This is a genomic window from Hyphomicrobiales bacterium (assembly GCA_017642935.1).
Lineage (GTDB): Bacteria > Pseudomonadota > Alphaproteobacteria > Rhizobiales > MH13 > MH13.
Window position 1 is genome coordinate 927,501 of the sequence record JAEPOK010000002.1, and the last position, 17,861, is coordinate 945,361.

Sequence of the window (17,861 nt, forward strand, 5' to 3'; positions counted from 1 at the left end):
GCAAGCCGCGAATTGAAGCCCCGGTAAACGGCGGCCGTAACTATAACGGTCCTAAGGTAGCGAAATTCCTTGTCGGGTAAGTTCCGACCTGCACGAATGGCGTAACGACTTCCCCGCTGTCTCCAGCATAGACTCAGTGAAATTGAATTCCCCGTGAAGATGCGGGGTTCCTGCGGTCAGACGGAAAGACCCCGTGAACCTTTACTATAGCTTCACACTGGCAATTGTGTCGTCATGTGTAGGATAGGTGGTAGACTATGAAAGGCAGCGCCAGCTGTTCTGGAGTCATCCTTGAAATACCACCCTTGAAGTCATGATTGTCTAACCGCGGCGCAACAACGCCCGGGACAGTGTGTGGTGGGTAGTTTGACTGGGGCGGTCGCCTCCCAAAGAGTAACGGAGGCGCGCGAAGGTAGGCTCAGACCGGTCGGAAATCGGTCGTTGAGTGCAATGGCATAAGCCTGCCTGACTGCGAGACTGACAAGTCGAGCAGAGTCGAAAGACGGTCATAGTGATCCGGTGGTCCCGTGTGGAAGGGCCATCGCTCAACGGATAAAAGGTACTCCGGGGATAACAGGCTGATGACGCCCAAGAGTCCATATCGACGGCGTTGTTTGGCACCTCGATGTCGGCTCATCGCATCCTGGGGCTGGAGCAGGTCCCAAGGGTTTGGCTGTTCGCCAATTAAAGCGGTACGTGAGCTGGGTTTAGAACGTCGTGAGACAGTTCGGTCCCTATCTGCCGTGGGTGTAGGAATATTGCGAGGATCTGTCCCTAGTACGAGAGGACCGGGATGGACAGACCTCTGGTGGACCTGTTGTGGCGCCAGCCGCATTGCAGGGTAGCTATGTTTGGAACGGATAACCGCTGAAGGCATCTAAGCGGGAAACCAGCCTCAAAACCAGTATTCCCTTGAGAGCCGTGGAAGACGACCACGTTGATAGGCTGGGTGTGGACGTGCAGCAATGCATGAAGCTTACCAGTACTAATTGCTCGATTGGCTTGATTGCTCTCATTACACCATACACATGCGCTTGCCTTGCAAGCACCTCACTGAACAGGTCCTAGCTCACCGCTAGGTTTAGACCAAAATCACATCCCCATTCTTTGCCGGCCTGGTGGCTTGAGCAGGGAGCCTGCACCCGATCCCATCCCGAACTCGGACGTGAAACTCCCTAGCGCCGATGGTACTTTGTCTTAAGGCACGGGAGAGTAGGTCGTTGCCAGGCCTGCAAAGAATGGGGTCATCGTCTCACCACTATTTCTTAAAACCCGCTCTGGTTCGCCAGGGCGGTTTTTTTGTTTGGGCATGTCCTAGGAATCTTCTGGCTCTTGCGCGGTAAACAGCTGCTCTGCGTGTCCGGGGCCTCGTCAAATCCTCGGTGATAAATCTCCCATCTATGCCCCTGCCCCCACGAGTACCCGATCCTCGATCTGCGTCATCGAGAGAAGGGTCGGAACAATGTCGACCAGCAGGGCGTGTGCGATCATTCAGGACAATATCAGTCGTCTCAATCGTGAACGACCGATAGCCGATCGAGAGTAGATTGATCTACATAACCGCGTGCAGCAGGTACCCGGTGAACTTCAGCAACTTTACGTTGACTTGCGGATTCTCGAAGCGGCAGATCGGGCGGCTGGGAGTGCCACCGGACTTGCGCTGAGGCATCCCGCAGCCTGGGCCATCGCTCAGTCATTGCGAGCAGCCACAATTGGAGCAGCGATCGTCGCTTTGCGTGACAATATCCGAGACAAGGAGCAGGAATTGCAAAAGGAAGGCAAGCGTTGTCAGTAGAGCGTGACGCATGGCAGTCTATCGATGAACAACTGCGCAAGCAGCCGCGACGCTCTTCTGGCCAACAATTGTGATAAGTAAGCGGCCAAAATCGAAGGCTGTATCAATGGGAAACACTCAGGATGACGGTGTTTGTTGGCGGTCGTCTCTCAAACGGTTCCTGTTCAATTCCCTTTATGTGATCGCACTTTGTGTCGCATTGCTGTGCTTGCCGGTGTCTTTGGGCTTTGCTCCGCTTCATGCCGAAACCGTCGTCATCACAGATGGTTATGAGACAAAGCCGGATAACGACCCGTTTCACTATTTTCCCACCCGCCCGTTCCTGCGTGAGGGTATGGAAAACATGGCGAACGAACTCAATCGCTACGCCAATGTTAGTCCTTCTGTTCTTGATACTTTGCTGGGTGAGATCGCAGCTGAGGTTAGAAAAACTGAGCTCTTCTTTTCATTTAATGCGACTGCTGAAGCTCTGTATGATGCTGCAATCCAAGTAGGAGACTGCCGATTGGCGGAGCGTTTGGTTTGGGACCAACTGACCGACGTTAGACCGTTTCTTGCAGGCTTTCGCCATGATAGCTCCTTTGATCGCAACATGAGACGGCGACTGTTTGAAGAACACTTTCCTGCCCTTGCGACCTGCCTCTATGCTCATGATGCCCGAACGCTATCTGCTCTAATCTCGCGCCACAGTGAGGCGGTGACCGGTACGCGAACGCTTGTTCGTCCGTTTCTTCACCATCAATCCTGGTTTTCAGGACGAAATACGCTGCATGGCCGCCGTGACTACAATTTTTGGCAGCTCATAGAGATGGCAACAGGTCCGGGGCACCCAAACTACGGCCCAGCCGGCGTTTTGCTCGTTGAGTTGGCACTCGAACTCAACAGTCTCGATCTGCCTGGTGACATCCTCCATATGCTGCTCTTGCGCGCTGAGGCCACGTGGCCGGAGCATGATGACGCGCAACCCTTGCCCGTGGAGCGATCACGTGTATCGGAGCTTTTGCCGATCACCTTGGCCCGCCTTTCAGCAGATGAAGTGGTTCGAGCCGAGCAGTGTTTTTTGACTGATGAGCTCTATCAGCGGCTGTTCCTGGGCGAGGCGACTTTTTTCGCGGAGATCGAAAACGCCAGCTGCGTGGCAACCACTCCTTAGAAACCGGCGGGCATTCAGCGCCTCATCGCTACACGCCTCGCCAAGGGTGCTGATCAACATCAGTGCGAGGGCAGTGAACACATGCACGATGGTGGCCTCAAACAGGGAGGTTTCGCCATGTACAGTTCTATTCTCGTGCCCATCGCCTTGGATCACAGCGGTCGATCGGGACCGGCCATCGAAACGGCACGCGCACTCCTTGAGCCAGGCGGCACCATCACGCTGCTGCACGTGATTGAGGACATTCCTAGTTATGCGTCCACCTACATCCCGCAGAGCGTTTTTGACCAAAACCGCGAGGCCGCGGAAACCAAACTAGACCTGATGGCCAAAGAAGTGGATGCGACCGCGAAGACGGTCGTTATCTGGGGTCACGCCGCCTCCACTATTTTGGAGTTCGCGCGTGAGCAGGAAATGGATTGCATCGTCATCGCCTCGCACCGGCCGGGCATCCAGGACTATTTCCTGGGCTCGACGGCATCGCGCGTTGTGCGGCACGCGACCTGCACGGTCCATGTCATGCGATGACAGAGGTCTAGATGCGTGATCGCTCCAAAGCGGGGCAGTTTGGCGTGCCTTCAACGCCTCCCTTGCCGCCAGTTGATCCTGATCAGCCGCTGCATGCGTGTCCTCCCTTAGTACCGAAGTCGGATCGGGTTTGGTGACTAGGTCACCGTCACCCTGACCCTGTGTGTGCACTCAGTGCCGCAACCACCGCAAACAGTTGGGCACTGAGTTCGCAGAGCCGTGCGGCGACCATTCGGGAGGAGATAGCCAGATGTTGGACAGACGACAATTTTTGAGCGCCACGGCGCTTGCCGGTGCAATGACGGGCCTGGGAGGGCTCGCCTGGCCGGCTGCCGGTTCAACGCAAACCGCGCCGATCTCAACCAATGCCCGCATCGTTATCGTTGGTGCCGGTGCGGCCGGCACCGCGCTGGCCAATCGCCTGTCGCGTCGCCTTGATGGCGCGACGATCACTATTATCGATCCGCGGCCACAACACCTTTACCAGCCTGGTCTGACGCTGGTTGCGGCAGGTTTGAAACCTGCTGACTACGTCGTTTCGCAGACAACCGATTGGCTTCCCAATGGCGTGACATTGATTGCGGAGGCCGTGGCGGCGGTCGATGCCGAAGCCAAAACCGTTTCGACCGAAGGTGGCCAAACACTCGACTATGATTGGTTGGTGTTGGCGCCCGGCTTGGTTCTCGATCACGACGCCATTGAAGGGTTCTCGCTGGATATGGTCGGCGAAAACGGCATCGGTGCTCTTTACGCTGGCCCCGAGTACGCCGCCCGAACCTGGCAGGCGGCCCAGCGCTTCACCGAAGAAGGCGGCACCGGCCTTTTCACCCGCCCGGCGACTGAAATGAAATGCGCGGGTGCGCCGCTGAAGCACACGTTCCTGATCGAGGACATTGGCGACCGTGCGGGCACCCGCAGCCGAATGAACATGGTCTACGCCGCGCCGCAGGGCTCGCTGTTCGGTGTGCCCATCGTGGCGGAAAAAGTGCGCATGTTGTTCGAGCATCGCGACATTGCCGCCGTCCATGGCTACACGCTAAAATCCGTCGATGCGGGGCGTAAGCGCGCCACGTTTGCAACATCGAGCGGAGACGCGGAGATGGCGTACGATTATCTCCACGTTATCCCGCCGCAACGGGCGCCGGAATTCATCCGCCAGTCCGGTCTCTCCTGGGCCGATCGTTGGGTTGATCAGGGCTGGGTTGAGGTTGATCCCCAAACTCTGCGACATCGCCGGTATGACGACATCTTTGCGGTTGGCGATATTGCCGGTGTTCCCAAAGGCAAGACGGCGGCCAGCGTGAAATGGCAGGTGCCGGTGGTTGAAGATCATCTGGTTGCTGCGATCTCCGGTGAGGACGGAACCGAGCTCTATGATGGTTACACATCCTGCCCGCTTATCACGCGTGTTGGGCGGGCGATGCTGATTGAGTTCGACTATGGCAACAATCTGGTTCCCTCGTTCCCCGGCGTGATCGCGCCGCTGGAAGAGCTTTGGATCAGCTGGTTGATGAAGGAGGTGGCGCTGAAGGCCACCTACAACGCGATGCTGCGCGGCCGCGCTTAGGGAGGGCTGACGGATGAAAGAACTGACATTTGGAACCATGATCGCCGTGTTTGAGGAGATCTTTGGCCGCGGCCTGTTTTGGGCGATGGTTGTCGTCGCCGCTCTGATCACAGCTGCTTATCTGTTCGTCTTGATACGGGACCGCTCGGTGAGCTGGCGGAAATTTCTGTTGGCGCAGCTGTCGATGCCCGTCGGCGCCGTCGCGGCGGTGTTGTTCGTGCAGGCCGTGACGGATTCATCCTTCGCCGATATAGGCGGGCCAGTCGACATTGTCGTGCTTCTCGGCATTGCCGTTCTTGGCGCAGTCGGCATGGCGATCTTGGTCTACACCCTTGAAGCGCTCATCGGCAGCCGAAGGACGGCGGGTGGCGAGGCGCCCTAGGATCTCTGGGCGCTAATCAGCACCACAGCGAGTGATTGCAATCTCAGGTGAACTGCAGGACATAGGGGTAGACGTTCGCCGAGTGCCCCGATGCCGTTTTCCATCTTTCTGATTACCCGCAATGAAGAGGCACGCCTCGGTCAAGTGCTTGATGCGGTCGTGGGTCTCAGCGACGATATTGTCGTTGTTGATAGCGGATCCGACGATGGCACGGTCGCAATCGCCGAGGCCAAGGGCGCGCGGGTTTTTCACCGCGATTGGAGCGGCTATGGCGCACAAAAACGCTTCGCCGAAGACCAGTGCCGCCACAACTGGCTTCTCAATCTCGATGCGGATGAGGTCGTAACCCCAGCTTTGCATGACGAGCTGAGCGCCTTGTTCGCATCCGGTGAACCTGCGCCTGGGGCCTCCAAAGTTCGCATTCTTAACCTCTACCCAGGCGATACCAAACCCCGTCCATTCGCCAATGACTACAATGTCGTTCGGCTCTACCATCGTGATGCCGGACGCTATCGCGACGATCCGGTGTATGACCGTGTCGTGCTGCAAGAGGGGGTAATGCCGGGTCAGCTTGCCGCGCCGATCCATCACCATTCGATCACCAGTTGGTTTCACATGGTGGACAAGGCCAACAGGTTCACTAGCCATGAGATCGGCAAGATTGCCGCCAAACCGCGCTGGATGTTGATGCTCCGTCTGCTCACCGAAATGCCGTTGCAGTTCCTGCGCAATTATATCTTGCGTGGGCACTGGCTGGGTGGCTGGAAGGGCTTTGTTTTTGCGCTCAACACGGCGTTCCTTCGAACCCTTAGGATTGCTAAGGCCCTCGAGCAGAAGGACAATCAAGGCGCCTAACGCATGGCTGGCATGCGAGTGGCTACCAGCGCCAAAAAACTGTCACAAATCACGCTCTTGCCCCCTTGTAATCCCGGCCCAAGGCTCGTACATCAGCGTCTCGCACGAACAGGAAGATAGGTCCTAGGACTGGTCGTCGTGCCGTGTCGCGGGGTGGAGCAGCCCGGTAGCTCGTCAGGCTCATAACCTGAAGGTCGCAGGTTCAAATCCTGCCCCCGCAACCATTCTCTGAACAGTTTTCTCAGAAACTCAAAGTCACGCTTGAATTCCGGTTTTGGCGCCGCCCTAGACTATGCCGCGGCCGTGGATGTGAGCTGGCACCCGCTTGGGAGTTTGCGGTTTCTGTACGGCAAACCCAGCATACACTGTTGACCAGGCCCGACGCCCACGGCGACCACTCCAATGAGAAACCGTCGCTGATCTGCTAAGGGGCTAAGTTTTTGTATCATCAAAAATAATATTGAAAAAAATATTGATAAAGTGAAATCACTCTGCCATGCTTTGGAAATAAGTGGCGCAAAGCCGCAGTATGGGAGGATTGCATGCACATGAAAATTGCCGCCGTTTGCGGATCGCTTGCCGTCGGGCTAGCCGTCACTTTGCCTGCCTACGCCAACAATGAGGCGCCGGAGCTTGCAGCGTCGGTCGCCGACGGGAGCCTGCCAGCTCTTGAAGAACGGTTGCCGACCGATCCCTTTGTGATCGAGCCTCTCGATAGCGTCGGTGATTACGGTGGAACGTGGCGTTTTGGCGATGCGCGCGGCGCGGATGAAGCCTATCTGAACTTCGTCGCGTACGAAGGGATCACGCGCCTGACGCCCGATGGGTCGGTGGTGCCAAACATCGTTGAGAGAATCGAGGCCAGTGCCGATGCGTCGGCCTACACGCTGACATTGCGCGAGGGCATGCGCTGGTCGGATGGCGAGTTGTTGACCGCCGATGACTTCATGTTCTGGTATGAGAGCGTTTTGACGGACACGCGGATAACACCAACGCCGCCGGATTGGATTTCAACCGATGGTGAGGTCGGTGTCTTTACGTCGGATGGTCCCTACAACGTCACCGTCACATTCAATCAGCCCAACGCCTTGTTTCAATTGCAGGCTGCGCGCTGGAACGCCGTTGATGTGCCGGTGCCCGCACATTACCTCAGCCAGTTCCATATCGACCACGCCGATGGCGCCGACTTGGATGCGAGCATTGCTGAAGCTGGCCTCTCCACTTGGACCGAACTTTGGGAATTGCGTCAGAACGCGCTGCTCAACCCAGATCGTCCTGTTCTGCGCCCCTGGGTCTTGGTCGAGCCCTTTGGCGATGGCCTTGATCGCGTCGCCTATGAGCGCAACCCGTATTATTGGAAGGTGGATAGTGACGGCAATCAGCTGCCCTATATCGACCGCGTAGAAATCCAACTGGTGCAGGACGCGCAGGTTCTGAACCTCATGGCGCTTGACGGTGCCTTCGACTGGCAACTCAAGGACGTCGCGCCGCTCGACCAACTGTCCATGTTCCGTGAGAACGAAGACCGGGGAAGCTATCGCCTGATCGAGGTTTCCTCGCCGGTTTCAGCTTTCGCGGCCTACTATTTTAACCTCAGCCATGGCGACGCATTCTTGAACGAGCTGTTCCACCAGGCTGACTTCCGCAAGGCGATGTCGCATGCGATCGACCGGCAGACAATTGTAGAGCTTGTACATTTTGGCATCACTTCGCCAAGGCAACCTTCGCCCTTCGAGAACACGCCTTTCTATGACGAAAACCTGACCAACGCGGCGATCTCGTTCGACCCTGAGCTTGCGAACGCGATGCTCGATGAGCTCGGTCTGACGGAACGCAATGCCAACGGAATTCGTCTGCGCCCTGATGGTGAGCCCATTCGTTTGGTGATCCAGGCTCCGGCTGGCCGTCAAAACCGCATCGATGCGTCGGAACAGGTGGCGCGCTATTGGAGCGAGGTTGGCATTCAGACAACCGTATCGGTTCAAAGCCGCGAACTTCATCAAGAACGGCGTCTCGCCCGCGATTTCGATGTGTGGCTCTGGTCGGCGCTCGGTGGCACAACCAACCATGTGCTCTTCGACCCAGGCACCTATCTTCCCTACAGCATGGATACCAACTCCACCTGGGCGATGGATTACGCCGAGTGGCGCGTATCAGGCGGCCAAAGCGGTCGCGAACCGGAGGGCGACATGCGCCGGGCGATGGAGCTGTTTGATGAGGTGCTCGTCTCCGGCGACCCAGATCGCCAGGCCGAGTTGATGCGTGAGATCATCGCCATTGCTGCCGACAACCTCTGGGTCCTCGGCATTGCGCCGCGCCCTCCGGAGTTCGCGGTGGCCAACACGGCGCTGCGCAACATCCCTGATGCTTTCGGCGACAGCCTGGAAGCGCCCGGTGTTTTCCACCCGGAAAGCTGGTACTTCAGCCAGTAGAAGCATCAAGAGTGGGTCGGCATGTGCCGGCCCACTTAACCGGCGCGGCCGACAAGGACCTCCAGCGTGCTGACCTTCACCCTCACGCGGCTGATGAACATGGCGATTGTCTTGTTCATCGTCGCGGTGCTCACGTTCATCATCATTCAGTTGCCACCTGGTGACTATCTGACAACGATGATGGCGCGCATGGCCGAAGGCGGCAACATCGACCACGCCCGTATCGATGCCCTGCGTCTGCGGTTTGGCTTGGACGATCCTTGGCACGTTCAATTCTGGTCCTGGTTCACCAACATGCTGCGCGGCGATTTCGGGTGGTCGTTTGAGTGGGGGCAACCGGTCAGCCAGTTGGTTTGGGATAGGTTGGGCATGACGTTGGCTCTGTCGGTCTCGTCTTTGGCGTTGATTTGGTTGATCGCCATTCCTGTCGGTGTCTACTCAGCGGTTCGGCAGTATTCAGCTGGCGACTATGCCGCGCAGGTGCTGGGCTATATCGGCCTTGCCACTCCCAACTTCATGCTAGCGCTGGTGTTGATGTGGTTTTCCTTTGATGTGCTCGGCTTTTCTGTCGGTGGATTGTTTTCGCCAGAGTACCGCGATGCGCCGTGGGGCTGGGGCAAGTTTCTCGATTTTCTCACCCGTATCTGGATACCCATCGTCGTGATTGCCACGGCCGGCACAGCCGGCCTTATCCGCGTGATGCGCGCCAACATGTTGGATGAACTGCGCAAACCCTATGTAGAAACAGCGCGTGCCAAAGGTCTGAGCTGGGCGCAACTGCTGCCGCGTTATCCGCTTCGTCTTGCCCTCAACCCTTTCGTCAGCACCATTGGCTGGATCTTGCCGACGCTGATTTCGGGCGAAGCCATTGTCAGTGTCGTGCTCAATCTGCCGACCGCTGGGCCGCTGCTACTGCGGGCTCTAATGAGCCAAGATATGTATTTGGCCGGCTCCATCATCATGCTTTTGAGCGTGCTAGTGGTGATCGGGACGGTAGTTTCTGATGTGCTGCTCGCCTGGCTTGATCCTCGGATCCGCTATGACTGATGCAGCGCACCCTGCAAGCGCCGCTGGCCGAGAGCAATCCGGTCAGAAGGCCATCGAAGACCTCTCTCAGGGGCAACTCTTTCGGCTGCGTTTTCGCAAGCACAAGCTTGCGATGCTGGGGCTCTACTTCATCATCGGTGCTTTTCTGATGGCGGGTTTCGCCGAGTTTTTGGCGCCTCATGATCCAGGCAAGGTGAATGCCGCCTACCAGTACGCGCCGCCGCAGATGCCGCGTCTGGTCGATGCTGACGGCAATTTTCACCTACGTCCTTTTGTCTATCCAATGGAGCGTAGTTTCGATATCGCCACCGGCACGCGGACATGGACGTTCGACACCGACACCCGGTTGAAATTGACGTTGTTCGCCAGCGGCGACAGCTACGTCTTTTGGGGTCTCGTTCCTTGGGATCGGCATTTGTTCGGAACGGCTGAGGGCGTTTGGTATCCGCTCGGTACGGATCGGCTCGGCCGCGACACGCTTTCGCGCATCATGCATGGCGCGCGGGTGTCGCTGACGGTTGGCATGTTGGGCGTTGCGATCAGCTTGGTGCTCGGCGTGCTCATAGGCGGTGCGGCGGGCTATTTCGGCGGCTGGGTCGATAATGTGGTGCAGCGGCTGACCGAAGTGGCGATCGCTATTCCTTCGCTTCCGCTCTGGATGGCGCTCAGCGCGGCGCTGCCAACCTGGTGGTCGCCGATCACGGTCTATTTCGCCATCACGCTCATCTTGAGCGCCATTGGCTGGACCGGCATGGCACGTGAGGTGCGCGGTCGGTTCCTCGCGCTACGGGAAGAAGAGTTTGTTATGGCCGCCCGGCTCTCCAATTGCAGTCAGTGGCGGATCATCACGCGGCACATGGTGCCCAGCGTCTACAGCCACATCATCGCATCCGCCAGCCTCGCCATCCCTGCCATGATCCTAGCGGAAACGGCATTGTCGTTCTTGGGCATAGGGCTGCGCGCACCCGTGATCAGCTGGGGTGTCCTGATGCAGGAAGCACAAAACATTCATTCGGTTGCGCTTTACCCCTGGCTGCTGTTGCCCGGCGTGTTCGTCATCTTGACCGTGCTTGCCTTCAACTTCGTCGGTGACGGCCTTCGTGATGCGGCGGACCCGCACAATCACCATGTTTGAGATCGGTCAACCGGTTCTGTCGATCCGCGACCTCACCGTCTCTTTTCCGACGCGACATGGCGCAGTTGAGGTGGTCAACGGCGTTGAACTAACACTGCGTCATGGGCAGACGCTGGGTGTTGTGGGCGAAAGTGGCTGCGGCAAGAGCATGACCGCGCGAGCTATCCTGGGGATCACGCCCGAGCCTGGGCAAATCACAGGCGGGCGTATCCTGTTCCACGAGCATAATGGCGACATTGATCTGACCGCGTTGCCGGCAGATGGACGGGCCATTCGCAGTCTACGTGGTGATCGGATTGCCATGGTGTTTCAGGAGCCGATGACGTCCTTCAGCCCGGTCCACACGGTTGGTAGCCAGATCGTTGAGGCCATTCGTTTGCACAGGACTGTGAGTCAGGCCGACGCGCGCCAGCGAGCCGGCAATCTGCTTGAGCGCGTCGGGATTCCCGACCCACGTTCCAAATTGGATGCCTATCCCTTTCAGCTTTCGGGTGGCATGCGGCAGCGAGCCATGATCGCAATGGCGCTGGCGTGTGATCCTGAGATTTTGATCGCTGATGAACCAACCACGGCGCTTGACGTGACGATCCAAGCGCAAATTTTGCAACTGGTGGCCGACCTTCAACGCGAGACCGGCATGGCCATCATGCTGATCACGCATAATCTCGGCGTGGTCGCGCAAGCCTGCGACGCTGTGGCGGTGATGTATATGGGCCGCGTGGTGGAAGCCGCTCCAACACGTGATCTGCTCGCCAACCCGATGCATCCCTACACACGCGGGTTGTTGCGTTCGGTGCCGCTGCTTGGTGTTCGCCGCGAGGGGGCGTTCACGCCCATCCGAGGTGCTGTTCCAGGCCCCGGCGAAGTGGTTTCTGGGTGCGCCTTCCACCCTCGCTGTGATGAGGCGATGGCAGGGCGCTGTGAGCGAGCCGTGCCTGGACTTGCTGCCATGGATCATGATCGCAGTGTGCGGTGTTTTCTCCACAGCGATGCTCGTGAGGCGCTTGTCCAATGAGTTTGGCGAGAGAGAAACCCTTGCTCGAGGTTCAGGGCCTGACTCGCGGCTTTGACATTCGCAAAGGCCCGTTACGGCGCGTGGTGCGCAGTTTCAACGCGGTCGAGGATGTCAGCTTCTCGGTGAAACGCGGTGAAGTTCTAGGCATTGTCGGTGAATCCGGTTGCGGCAAGTCTACGCTCGCCCGCATGGTCGTGACCGCCATCGCGCCAAGCGCGGGCGAGATTTGGCTGCATGACGACAAGGCAGGAGGCCCGGTCAATCTGGCGTCGCTGGATCGCGATGGTCTGAAACGTGCACGGCGGCGCGTCCAAATGGTGTTTCAGGACCCGTTTTCGTCACTCAATCCTCGCATGTCCGTAGCGCAGATTGTTGGTGAGCCGCTTTACGTCAACACTGGGCTAGTTGGTGGGGAGCTGCGCAAAGAGGTGGCAGACCTGCTCGACATGGTGGGTCTGAATCCACAGCTGATGGATCGGTTTCCGCACGCCTTCTCAGGAGGGCAGCGCCAGCGTATTGGCTTGGCGCGTGCGCTGGCTTTGAAGCCGGAGATACTGGTGGCCGATGAGCCAGTGTCGGCGCTTGACGTTTCGGTGCAAGCGCAAATTCTCAACCTTCTAGACCGTCTGAAGACCGAGCTCGGTCTGACGTATCTGTTCATCTCTCACGACCTAGGCGTGGTGCAACATCTCTGCGATCGGGTCATGGTGATGTATTCCGGGCGCGTGGTGGAAACCGGCCCAACCGACCGTTTGTTCAGCCGCCCCACTCACCCTTATGTCGAGACGCTCATGAACGCTGCGCCATCGCTGGTGCCAGGCACTTTGCAGACGCGCACGCTTGCTCCCGGGGAGATCGCCGATCCAGCCAATCGCCCACCAGGCTGTGCGTTTCATCCGCGCTGTGCTTACGACGTAGACCAGTGTCGCGCGCGGCGCCCTGAGCTGAAGGCGATTGCGACGGGGAGTGGCGCCGTTGCTTGTCATCGCAGTGACCAACTTGAGCTACAGGGCGTCGCGGCGTTGGAACTGTCGTGACCAGCTCGATTCCTCAAGAAGATGCGGCACGCACATCTGGACGGCCTTGGGTTGACCCTCAGATGCAGGCAATCCTGAACGACGAAGTATCGATCCCACCCACTGAAGATATCGAACAGCTTCGCCAGGCATCAGTGCAATCCAAGCGCGTTTGGAATGATGTCGATCTACCCGATGGCCTGGCGGTGGCGTTCGAGGATGTGACACTTGGTGGCCATAAGCGGCCGATGCGGACCTACACGCCAGCACTGACCACCGGCACTGATATTCTGTTCGTGCACGGTGGCGGGTGGTCAATCTGCAATCTCGACACGCACCGCGCCATCTGCGTCGCGATGGCTGAAATCACATCACGAAGGGTCATCGCTCTGCATCCGCGACAGGCGCCAGAGCATCCCTGTCCGGCTCCGATGGATGACGTCGTGGCATTTGTCCGGCGGACACAGCGTCCATTGATCCTCGCTGGTGACAGTGCAGGCGCCAATCTCGTCTTAGCGGCAGCGCTTCAGTTGCGCGACGATGGTTTTCTCGATCGGGTGTCGGCACTGGTGCTGATGTATGGCTGTTTTCGCAATCAAACCGATACGCCATCCCATCAAAGGTTTGGTGATGGTCGCTTTGGACTGACCAGCGCACGGATGCGTCTCTTTTGGTTGCTTTACTTGGGCGACCGGGATGATGTGTCGTTTGGTGACCTCTCCGGTCAGCGGTTCGAAGGGCTCCCTCCAGCCTTTATCGGCGCGGCTGCGCTTGACCCGCTGTTGGATGATTCCTGCTGGCTGGCGGAGAGACTGCGCGACAGCAACGTCGCCCACACGATGCAAACCGATGACGGCGTTGTTCATGGTTTTTTGCATTATGTGAAACGGTTGGATGCAGCGGGCAAATCACTGGCCGATATGTCTCAGTTTCTAATCCAACACGCGCGACGATAGAGGCCGGTCATGTACGTCGTTACTGTACGGTTCCAGATCAAACCCGAGCACCGCGAAGCGTTCAGCGCGTTAATGCGTGCTCAGGCGCGCAACTCCTTGGCTCTGGAACCAGCGTGTCGCCGGTTCGATGTTTGTGAACTGGAGAATGATCGCAATGCGATTTTTCTCTATGAGATCTACGACAACCGCGCGGCCTTCGATCTTCATCTGGAGAGCGGGCATTTCCGACGGTTTGACGAGGCGGTTGCCGATATGGTCGCGACCAAGAGCGTCGAAACGATGCTGTTGACCCAGGGCTGAGCGACGATGCCCTGTTTGGAGTGCAGACCGAGCCTGATGCCTACCAATTTAGGCGGCGTATCTTTCCAGTTGTTTCGATCGAATGACTGGACAGGTCATGGTCACGATGGGAAAGTTGAAAGCAACCACTGCCACAATGCAAAATAGGCAGAGGCGTAAATCAACACCGACAATGCTGACGCTTTTATCCAAAATGCGTTTGATTTCGAGGTCAGACTATGAACCCCAACGCTCAGCGTGCTGAACGGTCCCCCAGTTCCAGCCCAACGTCCGACGAGGTCGTCAAAGCCTTGGAGCTGGACGTTGTTCTTGGCCGTTTGCGCCCACGTGAGCGGTTGATTGAAGATGAACTGATGGCTCAATTCGGTGCCAAGCGGCATGTCATTCGCTCAGCACTGACCGAAATGGAACGCCTTGGCCTAGTGGATCGCCGCCCCAATCGCGGCGCGGTGGTGCGTGAGTACACGCCCGAAGAGGTCAACGAGCTCTATCAGTTTCGCGCTCTGCTACACACCATGGCCGTTGATCGCATGACATTGCCGCTGCCGGCTGAGGTGATCGCCGATCTTCGCGAGGTCTATGAGGCGCACCGGCGGGCGATCGCCGAGGGTGATCTGGCTGACGTGATCAAGCAGAACAACATGTTCCACGACGTCCTGTTTGACCAATGCCAGAACCGGTACCTCGCTGAAAGCATTCGCCACCATGCCTGGATGACGCATGCGATCCGCTCCTACCGGATTGGGGACCCGGGACTTTTGGCGCAGGCTGAGCGCGAGCATCTGGCCATCATAGAAGCAGCAGAAGCTGGCGACCGCGAGACGTTGCTTAAGCTCTGTGTGGAGCATATCGAACCGTCGCGCGACAAATATCTTCAAGAGCAGGGGCGCCACCTGCGCCCTATTTGATGGTGCTTTTGGCGTGCCAATTTGCCAGTCGATAAATGTGCTCGACATGTCGTAAAAGTTCCACGCCGGTTTTTGCCGGTGTGGCGAACGGCTCGCCAGATGCCAGCGCATCCACAAAGTGCTGGATCGTCGCTGTGTAGCTGTCTTGATACGCCGTTTCGGCTGGCCATTTCTGGGTGGGTTGGTTCGCCACGGCGAGGCTCCATCCATCGATGGACACGTCTGTTGGCCCGCTCACTATCAGCATGTCTGTGGGCAGTGGCTGGGCGCCTTCAACACAGAAATCGCCAGTGAGCGTTCCTTTCACACCACCAGCCATCAGATCGATACACGCAAAGTCTTCGCCTCGGATATCAGGGCACCGGCGCGATAGCTCTGCGCTTTGAATGCTCAGAGGGCCGAACAAAAAGGCAAGCGTGTCGAGGTGATGGATGAGCACCTCGAACACCAAGAGACGATCTAGGTCGGCGAAGAAGGGCTGGCGTTTTAGAGCTGGGTAATTGCTCGACGTATCCTTCAGGAGACCTGCGCTCTCCACGCGCATTTTGAAGCTTTTGGCCCCTTCCATGTTGAGAGACTTGAGAGCCTGGTAGGGCGCGCGCCAGCGCCAGTTTTCATGCACCATCACACGCGGCGAAGCAGAGGCGTCAGGAAGGCCAGCAAGCAATGCATCGCCCTCCTGCGCGCTGGCGACTAAAGGTTTTTGACAAAGCATGTGCAGTCCGAGATCAGCAGCCTGTTGGATCAATGTCGCGTGCAGGCCGACAGGCGCGACGATGTCCACCGCATCGAGGTGGAGATGGGACGCCATGTCTTTCAGGTCGGTGAAAGCTGGCAGCCCGCCCGCCTGTCTGGCTCGGGTCTCTGCTCTTTGTCTGTCAGGATCAGCAATCGCGACCAACCGCGCACCTTGGCAGGCTTGCCATGCTTTCACATGGTGCTCGGCGACCATGCCTGCGCCGACAAGTCCAACACGCAATTCGCCGTTCACAATGGCCACCCGAACAATCTTCGAGCGTTTGCGTCAGCGGCAGTCTGCCAATCCGCACCCGTGAGCGAGGTCAATGTGTTTAGCGTGGCTTCGTAGGTCGGCTTGGGTCCGGCAAAGTTGATGAAAGGCCAGTCGGAGCCCCACAAGATGCGCTCGCGACCGAACGCTTCGATCAATTGTCTTTGGCCTTGTTCATCGCTCACGCCGGGAATGGGACTGTGGTTCAAACGGAAAGTTGCCGATGCTTTGAGGTAGGTGTTGGGTCTTTGTGAAAGTGCTAGAAGGTTATCGAAATCGCCTGTGTCTTTCGCAAGATCGGCTCGGCCAAAATGATCCAGAATCACCTCAGCGTCTGGCCTCTCCATCGTATCGAGCAGTTGGTGGGTCATCGCAGGCGCCGCTTGAAGCTGAAGGATGAGATCGGCATCAACGATTTGCTCGGCGAGCCCAGCGTCACCATTCGGATTGGTTTTTCCATCCACCAGGTTGAGGCGTGCGCCGACGACGCCCGATATCTCGGCAATGTCTCGCAACTCACGTTTGGTGGTCGCCGTCACGATGGTGCGAAAGCGATCTGGATGGCGGTCTATGGCCTCGATCAAAATGCGATTGTCGGACCCGTAAACGCTGGCTGACACAAGAACAGCCTGTTCAACCCCGTGTAAATTCAGGGTTTGGGTCAGCGAAGCAAGTGTACCGACTTCATCTGAGTTCGGCACATATCCGACGGGTGGCTCGGGAAACGGGAATCTCTGCGGATCGATGAGATGAACCTGCGTGTCGATGGCAGGCGCGTTCCCGCTCAACGTCAGTAGCTCACTTGATTTTTTAGTGGTTCGCCGCGCTGAAAGCGGGCCACATTGGCAAACAGTGCGGCCATTTTTTGAGAAAGCGCATCGCGCGTACCGGCGGAAATGTGCGGCGTTAGCACCACGTTCGGAAGGGCGCACAAAGGGTGATTTTGGCCGATGGGTTCCCCCTCAAAAACGTCGAGGCCTGCCGCCAACAGCTTGCCTGAGGTGAGCGCGGCAACGAGGGCTTGGTCATCCACAATACCGCCGCGCGCTGTGTTGATGAGGATAGCATCTTGCTTCATGCGACCGATGACCTCGGCATTGATCAGGTGGCGGGTTGCCTCGGTGAGCGGCAGGTGGAGTGAAAGGATGTCAGCATGTTCGATGATCCAATCAATGTCTCTTGGCTCTGCCAAATTGATATCATTGTGCACCACTGCGGCGGGGTCGAAATAGTATCCACGGGTGCCAAAAGCAGCAAACCGCTTGGCAGTTTCTTGGCCGATCCGACCAAACCCAATGTAGCCAACCGTTTTGCCGAAAAGCTCGATTGATACTGGCCGCAGTGCGTTGATGTGCCACCGTCCCTGGCGCAGCTCGGCATCGGCAAAGGCCGCGCGTCGTGCTGCCGCGAGGGCAAGCATCACTGTGTGCTCTGCCACGGAAATGGTTGTGCCATCCGGCGTCAGAGCTAGCGGCAGCGCGCGTTCGCTCAGCGCCCGCATATCAATGGTATCGTGATAACCGACGCCTTGATGGTGAACGAGTTTGAGCTTGGATCCAGCTTCGATGGTAGGTGCCGTCAACGGTTTGGCGGCGACGATGGCAACCTCACAGTGGGCGATTTTTTCACGGCGCTCAGCATCATCATCGCTGTCCAATGTCACCAAAGCCATGCCAGGGCCGAGATGCCCACGGATCATCTGATACATGTCCGGCGACCCGAAACTGTTGTAGAAGATCGTAAGCGGCTCACCCATAGTTTTG

General features: G+C 57.8%; 16 protein-coding genes, 1 tRNA gene and 2 rRNA genes (1 of these 19 only partly in view). 16 read left to right on the forward strand and 3 right to left on the reverse strand.

What is annotated here, in order from left to right:
* From JJ917_13920 to JJ917_13995, 16 genes are all read left to right on the forward strand, one after another.
* A 23S ribosomal RNA gene (locus JJ917_13920) occupies positions 1-1,010 on the forward strand (it extends 1,705 nt beyond the left edge of the window).
* Between the two features lie 104 nt (positions 1,011-1,114).
* A 5S ribosomal RNA gene (gene rrf, locus JJ917_13925) occupies positions 1,115-1,229 on the forward strand.
* A 672-nt stretch (positions 1,230-1,901) separates the two neighbouring features.
* Positions 1,902-2,948, forward strand: a complete 1,047-nt coding sequence (locus tag JJ917_13930; protein MBO6699921.1) for a hypothetical protein — start codon at positions 1,902-1,904, stop codon at positions 2,946-2,948.
* Between the two features lie 117 nt (positions 2,949-3,065).
* Positions 3,066-3,476, forward strand: coding sequence for a universal stress protein (locus JJ917_13935; GenBank protein MBO6699922.1), 411 nt, complete (start codon positions 3,066-3,068; stop codon positions 3,474-3,476).
* A gap of 250 nt (positions 3,477-3,726) precedes the next feature.
* Positions 3,727-5,043 (forward strand): FAD-dependent oxidoreductase, encoded by a 1,317-nt coding sequence (locus tag JJ917_13940; protein ID MBO6699923.1) that lies wholly within the window; start codon positions 3,727-3,729, stop codon positions 5,041-5,043.
* 13 nt (positions 5,044-5,056) lie between these two features.
* Positions 5,057-5,425 (forward strand): DUF5368 domain-containing protein, encoded by a 369-nt coding sequence (locus tag JJ917_13945; protein MBO6699924.1) that lies wholly within the window; start codon positions 5,057-5,059, stop codon positions 5,423-5,425.
* A 90-nt stretch (positions 5,426-5,515) separates the two neighbouring features.
* Positions 5,516-6,280 carry a glycosyltransferase family 2 protein gene (locus JJ917_13950; protein MBO6699925.1) on the forward strand — a complete coding sequence of 255 codons (765 nt, stop codon included), beginning with the start codon at positions 5,516-5,518 and terminating at the stop codon, positions 6,278-6,280.
* 147 nt (positions 6,281-6,427) lie between these two features.
* A tRNA-Met gene (locus JJ917_13955) sits at positions 6,428-6,504 on the forward strand.
* A gap of 318 nt (positions 6,505-6,822) precedes the next feature.
* Positions 6,823-8,712 (forward strand): ABC transporter substrate-binding protein, encoded by a 1,890-nt coding sequence (locus JJ917_13960; protein MBO6699926.1) that lies wholly within the window; start codon positions 6,823-6,825, stop codon positions 8,710-8,712.
* A 66-nt stretch (positions 8,713-8,778) separates the two neighbouring features.
* Positions 8,779-9,759, forward strand: coding sequence for an ABC transporter permease (locus tag JJ917_13965; protein MBO6699927.1), 981 nt, complete (start codon positions 8,779-8,781; stop codon positions 9,757-9,759).
* Positions 9,752-10,894: an ABC transporter permease gene (locus JJ917_13970; protein MBO6699928.1), complete on the forward strand. Its 1,143-nt coding sequence runs from the start codon at positions 9,752-9,754 to the stop codon at positions 10,892-10,894. Before JJ917_13965 ends, JJ917_13970 begins: the two co-directional genes overlap by 8 nt.
* Positions 10,887-11,909 carry an ABC transporter ATP-binding protein gene (locus JJ917_13975; protein MBO6699929.1) on the forward strand — a complete coding sequence of 341 codons (1,023 nt, stop codon included), beginning with the start codon at positions 10,887-10,889 and terminating at the stop codon, positions 11,907-11,909. The genes JJ917_13970 and JJ917_13975 overlap by 8 nt, the downstream gene beginning before the upstream one ends.
* The gene (locus JJ917_13980) at positions 11,906-12,946 is read left to right on the forward strand and encodes an ATP-binding cassette domain-containing protein (GenBank protein MBO6699930.1); all 1,041 of its coding nucleotides are present in this window, start codon (positions 11,906-11,908) and stop codon (positions 12,944-12,946) included. Before JJ917_13975 ends, JJ917_13980 begins: the two co-directional genes overlap by 4 nt.
* The gene (locus tag JJ917_13985; GenBank protein ID MBO6699931.1) at positions 12,943-13,881 is read left to right on the forward strand and encodes an alpha/beta hydrolase; all 939 of its coding nucleotides are present in this window, start codon (positions 12,943-12,945) and stop codon (positions 13,879-13,881) included. Before JJ917_13980 ends, JJ917_13985 begins: the two co-directional genes overlap by 4 nt.
* Positions 13,882-13,890: 9 nt before the next feature.
* Positions 13,891-14,181: an antibiotic biosynthesis monooxygenase gene (locus JJ917_13990; GenBank protein ID MBO6699932.1), complete on the forward strand. Its 291-nt coding sequence runs from the start codon at positions 13,891-13,893 to the stop codon at positions 14,179-14,181.
* Positions 14,182-14,399: 218 nt separating this feature from the next.
* Positions 14,400-15,089: a GntR family transcriptional regulator gene (locus JJ917_13995; GenBank protein ID MBO6699933.1), complete on the forward strand. Its 690-nt coding sequence runs from the start codon at positions 14,400-14,402 to the stop codon at positions 15,087-15,089.
* Here the strand turns inward: JJ917_13995 and JJ917_14000 are convergent.
* The 3 genes from JJ917_14000 to JJ917_14010 are packed head-to-tail and all read right to left on the reverse strand — an operon-like array spanning position 15,082 to position 17,854.
* Complete coding sequence (locus tag JJ917_14000) at positions 15,082-16,089, reverse strand: Gfo/Idh/MocA family oxidoreductase (protein ID MBO6699934.1); 1,008 nt, start codon at positions 16,087-16,089, stop codon at positions 15,082-15,084. The genes JJ917_13995 and JJ917_14000 overlap by 8 nt on opposite strands.
* Positions 16,077-16,886 carry an amidohydrolase family protein gene (locus tag JJ917_14005; GenBank protein ID MBO6699935.1) on the reverse strand — a complete coding sequence of 270 codons (810 nt, stop codon included), beginning with the start codon at positions 16,884-16,886 and terminating at the stop codon, positions 16,077-16,079. Before JJ917_14005 ends, JJ917_14000 begins: the two co-directional genes overlap by 13 nt.
* Before the next feature lie 2 nt (positions 16,887-16,888).
* Positions 16,889-17,854 carry a 3-phosphoglycerate dehydrogenase gene (locus JJ917_14010; protein MBO6699936.1) on the reverse strand — a complete coding sequence of 322 codons (966 nt, stop codon included), beginning with the start codon at positions 17,852-17,854 and terminating at the stop codon, positions 16,889-16,891.
* Positions 17,855-17,861 lie beyond the last annotated feature (7 nt).

Coding starts and splice junctions, on each gene's coding strand:
- JJ917_13975 (MBO6699929.1), top strand. CDS start 10,887: ATGTTTGAGATCGGTCAACCGGTTCTGTCGATCCGCGACCTCACCGTC.
- JJ917_13980 (MBO6699930.1), top strand. CDS start 11,906: ATGAGTTTGGCGAGAGAGAAACCCTTGCTCGAGGTTCAGGGCCTGACT.
- JJ917_13960 (MBO6699926.1), top strand. CDS start 6,823: ATGCACATGAAAATTGCCGCCGTTTGCGGATCGCTTGCCGTCGGGCTA.
- JJ917_13995 (MBO6699933.1), top strand. CDS start 14,400: ATGAACCCCAACGCTCAGCGTGCTGAACGGTCCCCCAGTTCCAGCCCA.
- JJ917_13940 (MBO6699923.1), top strand. CDS start 3,727: ATGTTGGACAGACGACAATTTTTGAGCGCCACGGCGCTTGCCGGTGCA.
- JJ917_13990 (MBO6699932.1), top strand. CDS start 13,891: ATGTACGTCGTTACTGTACGGTTCCAGATCAAACCCGAGCACCGCGAA.
- JJ917_13935 (MBO6699922.1), top strand. CDS start 3,066: ATGTACAGTTCTATTCTCGTGCCCATCGCCTTGGATCACAGCGGTCGA.
- JJ917_14010 (MBO6699936.1), bottom strand. CDS start 17,854: ATGGGTGAGCCGCTTACGATCTTCTACAACAGTTTCGGGTCGCCGGAC.
- JJ917_13950 (MBO6699925.1), top strand. CDS start 5,516: ATGCCGTTTTCCATCTTTCTGATTACCCGCAATGAAGAGGCACGCCTC.
- JJ917_13970 (MBO6699928.1), top strand. CDS start 9,752: ATGACTGATGCAGCGCACCCTGCAAGCGCCGCTGGCCGAGAGCAATCC.
- JJ917_13945 (MBO6699924.1), top strand. CDS start 5,057: ATGAAAGAACTGACATTTGGAACCATGATCGCCGTGTTTGAGGAGATC.
- JJ917_13930 (MBO6699921.1), top strand. CDS start 1,902: ATGGGAAACACTCAGGATGACGGTGTTTGTTGGCGGTCGTCTCTCAAA.